General features: G+C 63.4%; 11 protein-coding genes and 1 pseudogene. 8 read left to right on the forward strand and 4 right to left on the reverse strand.

Going from position 1 to position 14,840, the window contains the following annotated elements; genetic code table 11:
• Window positions 1-61: 61 nt before the first annotated feature.
• Window positions 62-520, reverse strand: coding sequence for a DUF3093 domain-containing protein (locus HMPREF3172_RS06010; protein ID WP_070424889.1), 459 nt, complete (start codon window positions 518-520; stop codon window positions 62-64).
• A 90-nt stretch (window positions 521-610) separates the two neighbouring features.
• Here HMPREF3172_RS06010 and dut point away from each other — a divergent pair, with 90 nt between their 5' ends.
• From dut to HMPREF3172_RS06025, 3 genes are read left to right on the forward strand one after another with little or no spacing between them, the layout of a single operon-like run.
• A complete protein-coding gene (gene dut / locus HMPREF3172_RS06015) occupies window positions 611-1,078 on the forward strand; it encodes a dUTP diphosphatase (RefSeq protein WP_061941247.1) in 468 nt (155 codons plus the stop codon).
• Window positions 1,079-1,843: a DUF3710 domain-containing protein gene (locus HMPREF3172_RS06020; RefSeq protein WP_070516203.1), complete on the forward strand. Its 765-nt coding sequence runs from the start codon at window positions 1,079-1,081 to the stop codon at window positions 1,841-1,843. It abuts the gene before it with no gap.
• Window positions 1,827-2,183, forward strand: coding sequence for a single stranded DNA-binding domain-containing protein (locus HMPREF3172_RS06025; protein WP_061941242.1), 357 nt, complete (start codon window positions 1,827-1,829; stop codon window positions 2,181-2,183). Before HMPREF3172_RS06020 ends, HMPREF3172_RS06025 begins: the two co-directional genes overlap by 17 nt.
• On the opposite strand, the gene HMPREF3172_RS06030 is transcribed toward HMPREF3172_RS06025, so the two are convergent.
• Together HMPREF3172_RS06030 and HMPREF3172_RS06035 are read right to left on the reverse strand one after the other, a co-directional pair.
• Window positions 2,184-2,837: a potassium channel family protein gene (locus tag HMPREF3172_RS06030; RefSeq protein WP_061941239.1), complete on the reverse strand. Its 654-nt coding sequence runs from the start codon at window positions 2,835-2,837 to the stop codon at window positions 2,184-2,186.
• 11 nt (window positions 2,838-2,848) lie between these two features.
• Window positions 2,849-3,526, reverse strand: coding sequence for a potassium channel family protein (locus tag HMPREF3172_RS06035; protein WP_061941237.1), 678 nt, complete (start codon window positions 3,524-3,526; stop codon window positions 2,849-2,851).
• 38 nt (window positions 3,527-3,564) lie between these two features.
• Here HMPREF3172_RS06035 and HMPREF3172_RS06040 point away from each other — a divergent pair, with 38 nt between their 5' ends.
• The 4 genes from HMPREF3172_RS06040 to HMPREF3172_RS06055 all read left to right on the forward strand — a co-directional run bounded on the left by HMPREF3172_RS06040 (window position 3,565) and on the right by HMPREF3172_RS06055 (window position 11,346).
• Window positions 3,565-5,583, forward strand: a complete 2,019-nt coding sequence (locus HMPREF3172_RS06040) for an APC family permease (RefSeq protein ID WP_256173240.1) — start codon at window positions 3,565-3,567, stop codon at window positions 5,581-5,583.
• Window positions 5,580-6,863, forward strand: coding sequence for a class I SAM-dependent RNA methyltransferase (locus HMPREF3172_RS06045; RefSeq protein ID WP_070516206.1), 1,284 nt, complete (start codon window positions 5,580-5,582; stop codon window positions 6,861-6,863). The genes HMPREF3172_RS06040 and HMPREF3172_RS06045 overlap by 4 nt, the downstream gene beginning before the upstream one ends.
• 166 nt (window positions 6,864-7,029) lie before the next feature.
• Window positions 7,030-9,711: an aconitate hydratase AcnA gene (gene acnA, locus HMPREF3172_RS06050; protein ID WP_070516208.1), complete on the forward strand. Its 2,682-nt coding sequence runs from the start codon at window positions 7,030-7,032 to the stop codon at window positions 9,709-9,711.
• A 177-nt stretch (window positions 9,712-9,888) separates the two neighbouring features.
• Window positions 9,889-11,346: a peptide MFS transporter gene (locus HMPREF3172_RS06055; protein WP_256173242.1), complete on the forward strand. Its 1,458-nt coding sequence runs from the start codon at window positions 9,889-9,891 to the stop codon at window positions 11,344-11,346.
• 104 nt (window positions 11,347-11,450) lie between these two features.
• On the opposite strand, the pseudogene HMPREF3172_RS06060 reads toward HMPREF3172_RS06055, so the two are convergent.
• Window positions 11,451-12,758: pseudogene (locus tag HMPREF3172_RS06060) on the reverse strand (MFS transporter).
• A 131-nt stretch (window positions 12,759-12,889) separates the two neighbouring features.
• Between HMPREF3172_RS06060 and dxs the strand changes: the two are divergent.
• Window positions 12,890-14,821, forward strand: coding sequence for a 1-deoxy-D-xylulose-5-phosphate synthase (gene dxs / locus HMPREF3172_RS06065; RefSeq protein WP_070516210.1), 1,932 nt, complete (start codon window positions 12,890-12,892; stop codon window positions 14,819-14,821).
• The last annotated feature ends 19 nt before the right edge of the window (window positions 14,822-14,840 follow it).

The raw sequence follows: 14,840 nt of genomic DNA on the forward strand, positions 1-14,840 counted from the left end.
ACAGATCTGTTCTCGCCCCCGCTGCCTATGTCTGCCTGCAGTGGTGCCTGCCGGCAGCTGCTTATGAGTTCAGCGCCTTAGCCAAAGCCGCGGGGCGTTTGGTTGAGACCACCCAGTAGGGCGTCGGGTCCGCGGGGTCGTTGATGTGCACCCGGACGGCCTGCTTCACCCACGGGCGGATCATGAGAAATGCGCGTGCATCCAGCTGCGGTCCGCGAGCCTGGAACGCCGCAGCGGGGCCCAAAGGCTCAACTTCGGTGATGAAGCTGCGCTCGATGTGTGCCCGCCCCGCATAGAAGTGGGTGTCGGTTACGAGGATCTTCGCGCCCATAGTCATCAGCCAGGTCGCCGCGAGGGCGAAGACGACCACGGGCACCACGATCGCGCCGAGCGGCCAGACGGGGTAGACCATGGCAGCGGTCATTGATGACAGGAACAGTGCCACAATCCACCAGGTGATCGTGGGTGAGAGCTTCTCGACGTAGGCGACGCCCTGCGTCGCGGAGGCGGGGGAGTTCATGTGCCCCATTGTCCCACGTGGCTGGCGGGGTGTTCGGCCGCCCGGTTCACGAGGTGGCATCGGCACGCGCTAAGCACTAAAGTCCTGCCCGTGGCTGCCAATATCGTTCCCGTCCAACTCAAAGTTCTCGACCCGGGGCTTCCCGTGCCCGCCTATGAGCACTCCGGTGATGCCGGCTGCGATCTGATCGCCGCCGAAGACGTCGTGCTGCAGCCGGGGGAGCGTCGCCGAGTTCCGACCGGAATTGCTCTGTCGATTCCCGAAGGGTACGCGGGCTTCATTCACCCCCGATCGGGACTGTCATCAAAAGCCGGTGTGACCGTCATCAACGCGCCGGGCACCATCGATGCGGGCTACCGGGGCGAAATCCAGGTTCCGCTGGTCAACCTCGATCCGGATGCGACCGCGACGATTTCGCGCGGTGACCGCATTGCGCAGCTCGTCATTCAGGAGGTCTCCCGGGCGGAATTCGAGATTGTCGATACGCTGTCAACATCAGACCGGGGCAGTGCCGGTTTCGGATCAACCGGCGGATTCACCCACAACGAGGAGCAGTAGATGTCATTCTTCAGCCGTTTTCGCAAGGCCAAGCCGTCAGAGGAACCGAACGAAGAACCGGACAGCACCGAAGAAGTCGCCGCTGACGAAGCTGCGGCTGACGAAGCTGCAGAAGTCGACGCCGACGATGACTTCGCGGCGAAGGAAGGCCCGCGCGACCGTGCCGAGAACGGTCCGTGGGACGCATCCGAAGAGGCCTCTGAGGCTGACCGCCTTGACCTTGGTGCTCTGAAGATTCCCGTGTACGACCAGATGCAGGTACAGCTTGAGCAGACCGAGGACACGCGCGAAATCGTCGCCGTCACACTCGTGCACAAGGGCGGAAACCTGCAGCTGCAGGCCTTCGCCGCTTCTAAAGCAGAAGGCATCTGGGGCGATGTGCGCACCCAGACTGCGGCAAACATTGAACAGGCCGGCGGTTCGGCAGCTGAGCGCTACACCGAATTCGGCACCGAGCTGCACGCCGAAGTTCCCGTCAAGCTCGACGGTGAAGACACCCCGTCCCTGCGCCCCGTGCACTTCATCGGCATTGACGGGCCCCGCTGGTTCCTCCGGGCAGCACTGACGAACGCGGCCGCAGAAGACAGCCCCGCGAGTGAAGAGCTGCGCAAGGTGGTGCGAGGCGTCATCGTCGACCGCGGCGAAGAAGCCCGACCTCCGCGCGAACTGCTGATGCTCACCCCGCCGAACACGGAACCGAAGCGGGAAGAATCAGACGACGACGATCCGCTCAACCCGGGTCCCACAATTGCCGAAGTCCGCTGACAGCGGAACGCGCGCTGCACGTGTAGCCGAACTGCCGCGTCAGGCGCGGACCTGCGTGCCGATCAGCGAGGTCGAAGACCGCGACACCGCGTCGGTGGCCGGAACCATCAGGTCGATCACGCGGTCAGCACACGGTGCAAACCCGACATTCGACTGTGTCGTCGCCGACGACACGGGCGAGGTGCGGGTTCGCTTCTTGGGTGTGCGGGAAATCTCGGGCCTCCTGCCCGGTCGTCCGGTCGCAGTGCACGGAAAATTCTGCCTTCTTGGCGGTGAAATGGTCACGCTCTGTCCGGCCTACACACTGCTGCGCGGCAGACCCTCAACAGCGCTTCGGTGATCAGCGGGTCATTGCCGTCAGCTGCGAATGCAGCTCCGGCAGGGTCAGGAAGTACAGTTCATCGCCGGCGATGAGTGAATCATCGGCATCGGGAGCGAAGGCACGGCCCTGCCGGACCAGGGCAACGAGAACAGTGTCGGCCGGCCACGAAACGTCGCCCACACGCTGACCCGTGATGGCAGCGGTTTCGTGCAGCGTCACCTCGACAAGGGATGTGCCGCCGCGCTGCAGGTTCATCAGCTGCACCAGACCGCCGACCTCGACTGCTTCTTCGACCAGCGCGGTGAGCAGACGAGGTGTTGACACGGCAACATCAACACCCCAGCTGTCGTCGAACAGCCATTCGTTGCGGGGATTGTTGACTCGGCTGACAGTGCGGGGAACACCGAACTCGGTTTTCGCCAGCAGGCTCAGCACCAGGTTCGTCTTGTCATCACCCGTCGCCGCAACGACGACATCGGCGTAGTCAAGATTGGCTTCGGCCAGACCATCGGGTTCGCAGGCATCAGACAGGAGCCACTGCGCGCCTGGCACCAGGTCACGGCGGATTGCGTCCTTGTCTTTGTCAATGAGCAGGACGGTGTGCCCGTTCTCCAAAAGCTCACGGGCCACGGAATTGCCGACGGAGCCGGCTCCGGCGATGACGACCTTCATGGTGACTCCTCTCAGTCCTGCTGCCTGTACTGCTGTGCCGGGGGCGCATCGAGAATCCGCTCGATGTCCTCGAGGTCGTCCATCCGCGACATGATGTGCACAAGATCGCCCTCCTGCAGGAGGGTGTCCTTCTGCGGCAGGATGCCCTCACCCGACCGGGTGATGAAGCCCACGCGGCCCGGCACCGCATCTTCGATTTCGAGAACGGAGTGCGAAACCCACGCCGGGTTGACATGCACTTCTGACAGGCCGATCTGTCCGGACGGGTCGCGGTATTCGTTGACGGAACCCTGCGGAATGAGCCGTCGCATCATCTGCTCGGCCGTCCACCGGACCGTCGCCACGGTCGGCACGCCCAGCCGTTCGAAGATCTGGGCACGCTTGGGGTCGTAGATGCGAGCTGCGATGTTCTTCACGCCGAAGGTTTCACGGGCGACGCGCGCGGCCAGAATGTTCGAATTGTCGCCGGAAGAGACCGCGGCGAAGGCGTAGGCACCATCGACTCTGGCGCGTTTGAGGACATCCCGATCGAAGCCGACACCCGTGATGGTCGAACCGGAGAAGTCCGGGCCCAGCTTGAGGAACGCATCCGGATCCTGGTCGATGACCGCCACCGTGTGTCCGCGACTGTCGAGTGTCCTGGCCAGGAGAGCGCCGACGCGCCCGCAGCCCATAATCACAAAGTGCACGGCATCCGCCTTCTTCACAGTTGACTACCATGGGGGCCGTGGCAAGCAGTTTTACCTATGCGCTCAAGCGCGCAGTCGTTGGACGGCCGTTTCGCAGTGACCACTTTAGACGCGAAGCGCTCCCGAAGCGCCTCGCAATGCCGGTTTTTGCCTCAGACATGCTGTCCTCGGTCACCTACGCGCCGGATGAGATTCTGCTTGCCCTGTCGACCTCCGGGATCGTGGCGATCACCATTTCGCCGTGGATCGGCCTTGCCGTAGGCGTCGTCACTCTCATCATGGTGCTGTGCTTCCGGCTCACGCTGCGGGCATATCCGGCCGGCGGTGACTATTCGGTTGTCGCGCAGAATCTCGGTGTCCGCCCGGCCAGGCTCGTCGCCGCCGCTCTTCTGGTGGACTTCGTCTTGACCCTGTCCGTGTCAATGGCGGTGTTCGCCGGCTTTGTTGCCCAGCTTGTTCCGTCGCTGCGCGGCTACACGGTTCTTGTTGCGCTTGGAGGCGTGGCCGTTGTGTCGCTGTTCGGTCTGCGCGGCTGGAAGGGCACTCGCACGCTCATGGCGGTGCCCACGTACACGTTCATCGCACTCGTGTTCATCATGCTGGCCGTCGGCTTCGGCCGGATGCTCGCCGGTGATCTTCCGCAGGCTGAAAGCGCTGCGTTCACTCTGGAGCCCTTGGCCGGCGTTGATACTGCGATGCAGGGCTTGGCTGCCGTGTTCATCGTCCTGCGAGCCTTCTCTTCGGGGTCCGTGGCGGTTGCAGGAATTGAGACGGTCGCTGCCGCAGCCCCGAAGTTCCGTCAGCCGCGCGGCCGCAATGCCGGAAACACGCTGCTCATCACGGGTGCCCTGTCGGCGACGATGCTCGTAGGGCTCATGTGGCTGGCCTCTGAGCTGGGCATCAAATATGCGGCCGACCCCGCAGCTCAGCTTTCCAAGAACGGCCACAGCGTCGGGCCCGACTACGTGCAGCACCCAGTGGTGGGGCAGATGGCCGAGGCGGTGTTCTCGTTTTCGCCGGTGCTCACCGCCGTTGTCATCGTCGTGTCAGCGCTCATCCTCCTGGTTGCGGCGAACACCGCCATCGAGGGCTTCCCGGTCCTGGCATCGCGCCTGGCCCGCGACGAGCTGCTGCCCAAGCAGATGGCCACCCGCGGAGACCGCATGACGTTCTCCAACGGCATCCTCGTGTTGGCGGGCGCGTCGATGCTCATCATCTTCATCACGGATGCACAGCCCACCAAGCTCATTGAGCTGTATCTGGTGGGTGTGTTCCTGTCGTTCTCTTTGGGCCAGCTGGCCATGGTCCGCCACTGGAGTCGCATTCTGCGCCGTACCGTTTCCGGGCCCAAGCGCACCAAGATGCTCATTGCCCGTCTGGTCGGCTTCGTCGGAGTGGTTCTTGGACTGACGGTTCTCGTGGTGGTCATCATCACGAAGTTCGTCGGCGGGGTGTGGATGGCGCTGCTGGCGATGTTCCTGCTGTACGCGCTCATGGGCGGCATCTTCCGTCACTATTCGGCAGTCAATCGCGACCTGAGCGTCGATCCGGAAGATACGGATGTGCGCCGCCTGCCGGCCGGAACACGCGCGGTCGTCGTCGTCACCAGCATCAACAAACCCGCTTTGCGCTCTGTTGCCTATGCGCGGGCCAGCCGTCCCACTCAGCTGGAGGCGATTACTGTTGCGGTCGATGCCGAAGCGGTTGAGGAAATCCAAAAGCAGTGGGACGCGATGGAGCTGACGGTTCCGCTGACCATCATCGGTTCGCCGTTCAGGGAACTCATCCGTCCGATCATGCGGCACGTGACGACCCTGCGTCGCCGTCATCCGCAGGACCTCATCATCGTCTACATTCCCCAGTTCATCGTGGGCCGCTGGTGGGAGTCGCTGCTGCACAACCAGACGGTTCTGCGGCTGAAGTCGTTCTTGGCTTTCCTGCCCGGTGTGGTTGTTGCGACCGTGCCGTGGCGCCTGGAGTCCTTCAACCGCAGTCAGGTGGTTCTGGAAAGCGCGGAGGGCAATATCGAACTGTCTGACCTCAGGATGAAGAAATGACTGCTCAGCGTCCCGCGGTCGGTGACCGCCGTGTTCTTGTTCCCGATGCCCCGGCTGCCGGGGGAGCGGCCGCTGCCCGCACCGAGGACGGGGTTGTCTTCGTTGACGGTGCCCTTCCGGGCGAAACGGTCGAGGTGGAGCTGACCCAGGTGAAGAAGCGCTTTGCTCGCGCTCGGGTCACCTCGGTTGTCGCGCCATCAGAGCACCGTGTTCCCGACCGGCTGGCTGCCTGCGGTGCCGCAGGCGTTGGCGGGGTGGAGTTCGCTTCGGTTGATCTTGCGTATTCGCGCAGGCTCAAAGCCGAAGCCGCCCGGCAGCAGCTGGAGCGGATCGGCGGCATCGAATGGGACCTGCGGGTCAGCTCACTGCCGCGTGAAGCTGATGGAGGCTCCGGTATGGACTGGAGAACCCGAGTGCAGCTTGCCGTGGGCCCGGACGGCCAGCCCGGCCTGAGGGCCGGGGGATCTCACCGGGTTGTTCCGGTGTCCCGTATTCCGCTGGCGGTCGATGAGCTCAATGACCTGGGTCTGCACCGGCAGACCCTGCCCGGGCTGTCGAGGCTCGAGCTCGTCGCCTCGGCTGGCGGCGGGGCGATCATCGCCGTGGGGCAGCCGAAAGAGGCCGTGCTGGGCAAGCTGAGGGAAATCGCAGCCGCGCAGCCGGGTGCCTGGTCTGTTCTGCTGCGCACAGAGGGCAAGCGCAATCGCGGTCGCCCAGCACCCCCGCAGGTTCTCGCGGGCACTGGACGGGTGCGCGAAGAAGTCCGCGGCCAGCGCTTCGGTCTGGACGCCGACGGCTTCTGGCAGGTGCACGTGGATGCCGCGGATGTTCTGTCAGCGAAAGTTCTCGAGTTCGCGAGCCGTCCGCAGTCCGCACTTGATCTGTACTGTGGGGCCGGGCTGTTCTCGGTGTTCCTCGCCAAGGCGGGGGCCAAAGTCACCGGGATCGAAGGATCGCAGGCGGCGATTCAGTCCGCCAGAGCCAACGCGGAAGGCCTGCCGGCCAAGTTCGAAGTCGGACGCATTGAAAAGCTCGGAATGCTTCCGCCAGCCGACACCGTCGTGCTCGACCCGCCCCGAGCGGGAGCCGGAGAAGACGTCGTCAACACGATCGGCGCCTCGGCGGCGGGAAGGGTCGTCTACGTCAGCTGCGACGCCGGGACTTTCGCGCGTGACGCTCGCGGCCTGCTCGACTGCGGTTTTGAACTTGCGCACCTTCAGGGCTGGGATGCCTTCCCGCTGACGAAGCACACCGAATTCACCGCTGTCTTCACTCGCTGAGACTGGGCACGGCAGCCGTGCCCCGGTGGTGGAGAACACTGTGGTGATGCGATAAGATTTATCTTGACGTCAAGATACTTTGCACAACGTTTTTGTTGCCTAATTCGAGCTCGGATGAAGCCGAGCCGGGCGCAGGGTATCGAGAGCGAACGAACAGGAGAGTCACTTGAGCAACGTCGACAGTTTCAAGTCCAAGGGCACTCTTGAGGTCGGAGACAAGTCCTACGAGATCTACCGCCTCAGCGCGGTCGATGGTTCGGACAAGCTTCCGTTCAGCCTCAAGGTCCTGCTGGAGAACCTGCTCCGCACCGAAGACGGTGCCAACATCACCGAGGACCACATCAAGGCACTCGCCTCGTGGGACCCCAAGGCCGAACCGAGCGTTGAAATCCAGTTCACGCCGGCTCGTGTCGTCATGCAGGACTTCACCGGTGTTCCCTGCATCGTCGACCTCGCCACCATGCGCGAAGCCGTTAAGGAACTCGGCGGTAACCCGGACGACATCAACCCGCTGGCTCCCGCTGAACTCGTCATCGACCACTCGGTCCAGATTGACTCCTTCGGCAACGCAGACGCCATCGAGCGCAACATGGACATCGAATACCAGCGCAACGGTGAGCGCTACCAGTTCCTGCGCTGGGGCCAGACCGCATTCGACGACTTCAAGGTCGTTCCCCCGGGCATGGGCATCGTCCACCAGGTCAACATCGAATACCTGGCACGTGTCGTCATGGCCCGCGAAGTCGGCGGCGTGACCCGCGCTTACCCCGACACCCTCGTCGGCACTGACTCCCACACCACCATGGTCAACGGCCTCGGTGTGCTCGGCTGGGGCGTGGGCGGCATCGAAGCAGAAGCAGCAATGCTCGGCCAGCCCGTCTCCATGCTCATTCCGCGCGTCGTCGGCTTTAAGCTCAAGGGCGAAATCCCCTCCGGCGTGACCGCTACCGACGTCGTTCTGACGATCACCGACATGCTCCGCCAGCACGGTGTTGTCGGCAAGTTCGTTGAGTTCTACGGCGAAGGCGTTGGAGCCGTTCCGCTGGCCAACCGCGCCACGATCGGCAACATGAGCCCCGAATTCGGTTCGACCGCCGCCATGTTCCCCATCGACGACGTCACCATCGACTACCTCAAGCTCACCGGCCGTTCGGACGAGCAGATTGAGCTGGTCGAAAAGTACGCCAAGGAACAGGGCCTGTGGCACGACCCGTCGAACGAAGTCGAGTACTCCGAGTACCTCGAACTCGACCTGTCGACGGTCGTTCCTTCGATCTCCGGTCCGAAGCGTCCGCAGGACCGCATCGAACTGTCTGACGCCAAGGCTCAGTTCGCCAAGGACATCCACAACTACGCTCAGCCGGGCGAAGAGGACAAGTCCGTCGACGTCTCCATGGGCGACGGCCGCGAATTCGAACTGAAGAACGGTGCGGTTGCCATTGCGTCGATCACCTCGTGCACCAACACCTCGAACCCGTCGGTCATGATGGCCGCAGGTCTGCTGGCCCGCAACGCCCGCAAGAAGGGTCTGAACTCCAAGCCGTGGGTCAAGACCTCGATTGCTCCCGGTTCGAAGGTCGTCACCGACTACTACACCAAGGCCGGCCTCATCGAAGACCTCGAGGCGCTGAACTTCTTCATCGTCGGCTACGGCTGCACCACCTGCATCGGCAACTCCGGTCCGCTCGAATCGGAGATCTCGGAAGCCATTCAGGACAACGACCTTTCGGTCACCGCAGTCCTGTCCGGTAACCGCAACTTCGAAGGCCGCATCAGCCCGGACGTCAAGATGAACTACCTGGCTTCGCCGCCGCTGGTCATCGCATACGCCCTGGCCGGAAGCATGGACTTCGACTTCGAAAACCAGCCGCTGGGTCAGGATCAGGACGGAAACGACGTCTTCCTCAAGGACATCTGGCCTTCGCCGGAAGAAGTCGAAAGCGTCATCGACTCCTCGATTTCGACCGAAGCCTACAAGTCCGAATACGGCACCATCTTCGACGGTGACGAGCGCTGGCAGAAGCTCGACACCCCGTCCGGTTCCGTCTTCGAATGGGACGACGAATCGACCTACGTCCGCAAGCCCCCGTACTTCGAGGGCATGGAACTCGAACCGGCGCCGGTCAAGGACATCGAAGGCGCCCGCGTGCTCGCCAAGCTCGGCGACTCGGTCACCACTGACCACATTTCGCCGGCTGGTTCCTTCAAGGCCGACACCCCGGCAGGTAAGTACCTCACCGAGCACGGTGTTGAGCGCAAGGACTTCAACTCCTACGGTTCGCGCCGCGGTAACCACGAAGTGATGATTCGCGGTACGTTCGCCAACATCCGCCTGCAGAACCTGCTGCTCGACGGTGTTCAGGGTGGCTTCACCCGCGACTTCACGCAGGAAGGCGGCCCGCAGACCACCATCTACGACGCCGCTATGAACTACCAGGCTGCCGGCACCCCGCTGGTCGTCCTCGGCGGTAAGGAATACGGCTCCGGTTCTTCGCGTGACTGGGCTGCAAAGGGCACCAAGCTGCTCGGCGTTGCCGCTGTCATCGCTGAGAGCTTCGAGCGCATCCACCGTTCGAACCTGATCGGCATGGGTGTTCTGCCCATGCAGTTCCCGGCCGGTGAAAGCGCCGACACGCTGGGCCTGGACGGCACCGAGACCTTCTCGATCGCAGGTGTCGAACAGCTCAACGACGGTGTCACGCCGAAGACGCTGAAGGTCACCGCGACCAAGGACAACGGTGAGACCGTTGAGTTCGACGCTGTTCTGCGCATCGACACCCCCGGTGAAGCCGACTACTACCGCAACGGCGGCATCCTCCAGTACGTCCTCCGCTCGCTCGTGAAGTGACGCACTGAAGATTCGCTGAAGCCGTAAGGCAGCGCTGAAGCGGGCCGGATCATATGATCCGGCCCGCTTTGCTGTGTCCGCTTGTCTGCGCCCCGAGGCTCGAAATCGTTAGACTCACATCGTTCGACGCCCCGATCGGCGGGGTAGCAGCAGCCCCGGCCAGAGAAGGAGCGAAGTTTGGCATCTGAGTCCGCAGCAGCGAAGACCAGTGCGCGCGTGCACAGCATCGGCGGCATGGCGTTGACCGAGCTTTGGGAGAGATTCTCCTTCTACGGACTTCAGAGCATCCTGTCCTTCTATTTGCTCTACGAGCTCGATCAGGGCGGACTCGCACTCAGCCCCGCGGCCTCGGCGGGCATCGTCGGCGCCTACGGGGGAGCGGTCTACATCGCCCAGCTCATCGGAGCGTGGCTCGGCGAGCGCGTCCTGAGCCCGAAGCGGCTTGTGCTCATCGGCGGCATCGTCATCGCGTTCGGCCACATCGGCCTGGCCGTCGTGGCCGGACTGCCGGGGCTTGCCGTCGGCCTCGTCCTCATCATCCTCGGCACCGGCGCACTCAAGACGAACATCACATCCATCGTCGGCTTCATCCTCGAAGACGAGACCCTGGCCAGACGAGACGCGGGATTCTCCTATTTTTACATGGCCATCAACACCGGTTCCGTCATCGGACCGCTCGCGACGGGCTTCGTACAGGAGGAATGGGGCTTCCACCCGGGGTTCGCGCTTGCGGCAGTCGGCATGATCGCCGCCGTGATCCAGTACGTCTTCTCCTCCCGCCGCCTGCCCAAGAGGGCCGACCAGGTCACGCGGCCGCTCTCGCCGCGGGGTGCGCGCACCGCCGTCGTCCTCACCGCGGCTGCCATCGCAGTCGTCGGCATCGCCGCATGGAGCGGACTGCTGCGCGCGGAGATGCTCTCGACTGTCGCTACGGTCGTCGCCGTCGTCGCTGCTGCGGCGTATTTCGCCGTCATGCTCACGTCGAAGAAGGTCACTGCGACCGAGAAGCGCCGCGTCGCGTCCTTCATTCCCCTGTTCTTCGTCTCCGGCCTGTACTTCGGCTTCCTGTTCCAGAAGTTCACCGCCGTGTCGATCCTCATCCAGGAGAGAGTGGACCGCAGCCTCGGCGACTGGTCCTTCCCCGTCGGATGGGTCTCGATGTTCAGCCCGCTGGCCGCGGTCCTCGCCGCACCGCTCATCGCATCGCTGTGGACGAAGATGGGCTCGCGCCAGCCCGGCGCGGCCGCCAAGTACTCGATCGGGTCGATTCAGATCGGCGTGGGCTTCTTCTTCCTACTCGTCATCTCCGCGTGGGCGTTTCAGGACGAGATTCCCGTCGTCCTCATCCTGATCTTCATGGCGATCATGGGCAGCTCGGAGAACTTTGTCGGACCGATCGGGCTGGCTCTGGCCACGCAGATCGCGCCGAAGGCGTTCACCGCCCAGATGGTCGCGGTCAACTTTCTGACTCTGGCGCTCGGCTCGTCGCTGTCCGGTCTGCTCGGGCAGCTCTACGCCGCGATTCCGAACAGCGCCTACTTCGTCATCATCGGCGCCTCGGCGGTCCTCATCGGCGTGTGCCTGCTGCTCGTGCGCAGGCCCCTGCAGAGGAGCCTCTACGCCGGCCTGAGCTGACCGGCTCTGCACACGAGGCGCCGCTCAGGTGAGTTCGAAAACTCACCTGAGCGGCGCCTCGTCATATGGGGAAGCTCAGCCCCGCAGGGGCTGCGGCGCTGCCGTCAGTGGCTGAGGTCTGAGCCTGAGGTTTCCTTCATGGTGGAAATCGTGATGCACGAGACGATCAGCAGGAACACCGAGTATCCGGCGAAGATCCAGGGGTTGCCAACGGCGGCGAGCACCATGCCGGCGGTACCGCCGAACGCTGCAATGGCCACGGCGTAGGGGATGCCGAAGCCGGCGGTGCGCTGAGCCGTGGGGAACATTTCGGCGTAGGTGGCCGGGGCGTGCGAAAGGAATCCCGCCAGCAGGATCAGCTGCGTGCACACTGCTGCGACCAGCAGCGGGAACGATCCGGTGGCGATGATGCCGATGGCGGGGAAGTACAGAAGCGCACTTCCGCCCAGGCCGATGAGCATAGTGGGTTTGCGGCCCCACTTGTCAGACACCCAGCCCCATACCGGAAGTGCGAAGCAGAAGACGATATTGCCGATCAGACCGGCAACGAAGCCCTGCTGTTCCGTGAAGCCGAACGACTTGTGCGAAATAGATGCGATGGTGACTGACCAGATGTAGTACGAAACCGTCAGACCGGCGGTCATGCCGATGACACGCAGGCCGATGGGCCAGTTCTTGAACACTTCGATGAAGACGTTCTTTGACAGCTCTGGTTTGGGCTGTTCCTGTGCTTTCCTGCGCTGCTCTTCGAAGATTTCGGATTCTTCCATGTGGCGACGGATCCACAGCGCCACAAGTCCGAGCACGGCGCCCAGGGCGAACGGGATTCGCCACCCCCATGCGTTCATGGCCTCCGGTGACAGTGTTGCCTGCAGGGTCAGGCCGAGAGCCAGGCCGATAAGCTGGCCGCAGGTGCCGGACACGTAGATGCTGGAGGAGTACAGGCCCCTGTGCTCGCGAGGTGCCTGTTCGGCAAGGTAGGTCTGTGCGGCTGGGAGCTCACCGCCGTGGGCGAGCCCCTGAATGAGCCGGGCCACAAGGAGCAGTGCTGAGGATAGCTAACCCACCGATTCATAGGTCGGGCAGATCGCGATGAGCAGTGAGCCGCCGGATGCGGCGACGACTGACAGGGTGAGTGCGTGTTTGCGGCCGATTCGGTCGCCGATCCAGCCGAAGACAACACCGCCGAATGGCCGGGCGACGAAGCCGACGGCGAAGACCGCCATAGTCTCCAGGAACGCTGACTGCGGGTTGTCGCTGTTGAACAGCTGGCTGGACAGGTATACGGCGAAGCTGGCGTAGACGTTCCAGTCGTACCATTCGAGCGCGTTTCCAACGCTCGTGCCGATGATGGTTTTGGCGTTTGTATGCGGACGTGCTGTTGCTGATGTTGGTGGTGTGCTCACGGGCACCTACTTCGAATCGGGTTTTTGATGTGAGCCAGACTACGCCCATTGAAAGGTGCTGACGGTCAGTTTCTGTCATTTTTCTGTAGGCGGTTAGACTGGACTGCTGACACCTACACGCACTGGAGGACCACGCGGTGACTTTTCTTGAGGGGCTGAGAGGCCCTGATGACCTGCGGGAACTCAGCGACGCAGAATGTGACGTTCTGGCCAAAGAGATCCGCGACGAACTGATTTCGAAAGTCTCAGCCGTCGGCGGACATCTGGGTCCCAACCTCGGCGTTGTCGAACTGACCATGGCGATTCACCGCGTGTTCAAGTCCCCGCGTGACACCGTGCTGTTCGATGTGGGCCACCAGTCCTACGTCCACAAACTCCTCACCGGCAGACTCGCCGGCTTCGACACGCTGCGCCAGTGGGACGGCATGTCCGGCTACCCCTCGCGGGAAGAAAGCCCGCACGACGTCATCGAGAACTCGCACGCTTCGGCTGCGCTGTCATGGGCTGACGGCATCGCCAAGGCGAATCAGCTGCGCGGTAAGAACGACCGCCATGTCGTCACCGTCGTCGGCGATGGTGCGCTGACGGGCGGCCTGGCCTGGGAAGCGCTCAATACAATCGCAGCGGACGAATCGACCCCACCGCGCAAAATGGTCATCGTCGTCAACGACAACGGCCGCTCCTACGCGCCGACCGTCGGCGGCTTCGCAACGCACCTCGATTCCCTGCGCACTTCGTCGAGCTACGAAAAGATCCTGTCCTGGGGCAAGGAACGCCTGCAGGAGGGCGGGATCCCCGGCCGCTACGCCTATTCGGCCATGCACGGTATGAAAAAGGGTCTGAAAGACATGGTGACGACGCCGTCACCGCAGGCCGGCATGTTCGACGAACTGGGGATCAAGTACATCGGACCGGTGGACGGGCATGACCTCGAAGCCCTCCAGCGGGCGCTGAGTCTGGCCAAACAGTACGATGCCGGTCCCGTCATCGTGCACGCGCTCACCCAGAAGGGCCACGGCTACGCTCCGGCGTATAACGACGACGCGGACCAGTTCCACGCCGTCGGCGTCATTGACCCTTCAACGGGCAAGGCCAAGCCGACAGTCGGCACCTCGTGGACCGAGGTGTTCGGCAAGGAAATCGTTGAGATCGCGCGCAAGCGCGACGACATCGTGGCCATCACCGCCGCCATGCTGCAGCCGGTGGGGCTGAAGGAGTTCGCAGACGAATACCCCGAGCGGGTTTTCGACGTCGGCATTGCCGAACAGCACGCAGTGGCCTCGGCCGCCGGTCTGTCCTTCGGGGGACTGCACCCCGTGGTCTGCCTGTACGCAACCTTCCTCAACCGCGCCTTCGACCAGGTGCTCATGGACGTTGCACTCCACAAACAGGGTGTGACTTTCGTCCTTGACCGCGCCGGCGTGACAGGCCCGGACGGAGCAAGCCACCACGGCGTGTGGGACATGGCGATGCTGCGGATCGTCCCAGGACTGCAGCTGGCAGCCCCGCGTGACGCCACACGACTGGTTGAAGAACTGCGCGAAGCCGTCGAAGTGGAAGACGCCCCGACGGTCGTGCGTTTCTCCCGCGGCAAAGTCGGCCGTGAATTCGAAGCGCTGCGCCGCACAGAAGACGGCGTTGACGTGTTGGCCGACGTGCCTGAGGACTGCAGTGAAGACGTTCTCATCGTGTCGGTTGGGGCTCTTGCCGACCGAGCCCTGGCTGTGCGTGACGAACTCGCATCCCGCGGCATCGGCGCCATGGTCGTCGACCCCCGGTGGGTGCTGCCGGTCCCGCAGTCCGTCATCGAACGCGGCGCTGAGTTCAGCCTCGTCGCTGTGATCGAAGACGGCATCAAGATCGGCGGCATCGGATCGCAGATCCGACAGGAGCTGCGTGAAGACCGTTCGCGCACGGGCGTTGTCGAACTCGGCGTGCCGGATGAATTCCTGCCGCAGGGAACGCGCGAAGAAGTCCTGTCCTATGCCGGCATGGATGTTTCGGACATGGTCGAAGACATTCTGCGCATGCTTCCCGGTGCCGAGCGTCACCTGCGCGAAGCTCGCTGACTCAGCCGGCTGACCAGCA

Origin of the sequence: Brevibacterium sp. HMSC08F02 (assembly GCF_001807555.1) — a bacterium.
Lineage (GTDB): Bacteria > Actinomycetota > Actinomycetes > Actinomycetales > Brevibacteriaceae > Brevibacterium > Brevibacterium ravenspurgense.

Coding starts and splice junctions, on each gene's coding strand:
- HMPREF3172_RS06010 (WP_070424889.1), bottom strand. CDS start 520: ATGAACTCCCCCGCCTCCGCGACGCAGGGCGTCGCCTACGTCGAGAAG.
- HMPREF3172_RS06020 (WP_070516203.1), top strand. CDS start 1,079: ATGTCATTCTTCAGCCGTTTTCGCAAGGCCAAGCCGTCAGAGGAACCG.
- HMPREF3172_RS06030 (WP_061941239.1), bottom strand. CDS start 2,837: ATGAAGGTCGTCATCGCCGGAGCCGGCTCCGTCGGCAATTCCGTGGCC.
- HMPREF3172_RS06045 (WP_070516206.1), top strand. CDS start 5,580: ATGACTGCTCAGCGTCCCGCGGTCGGTGACCGCCGTGTTCTTGTTCCC.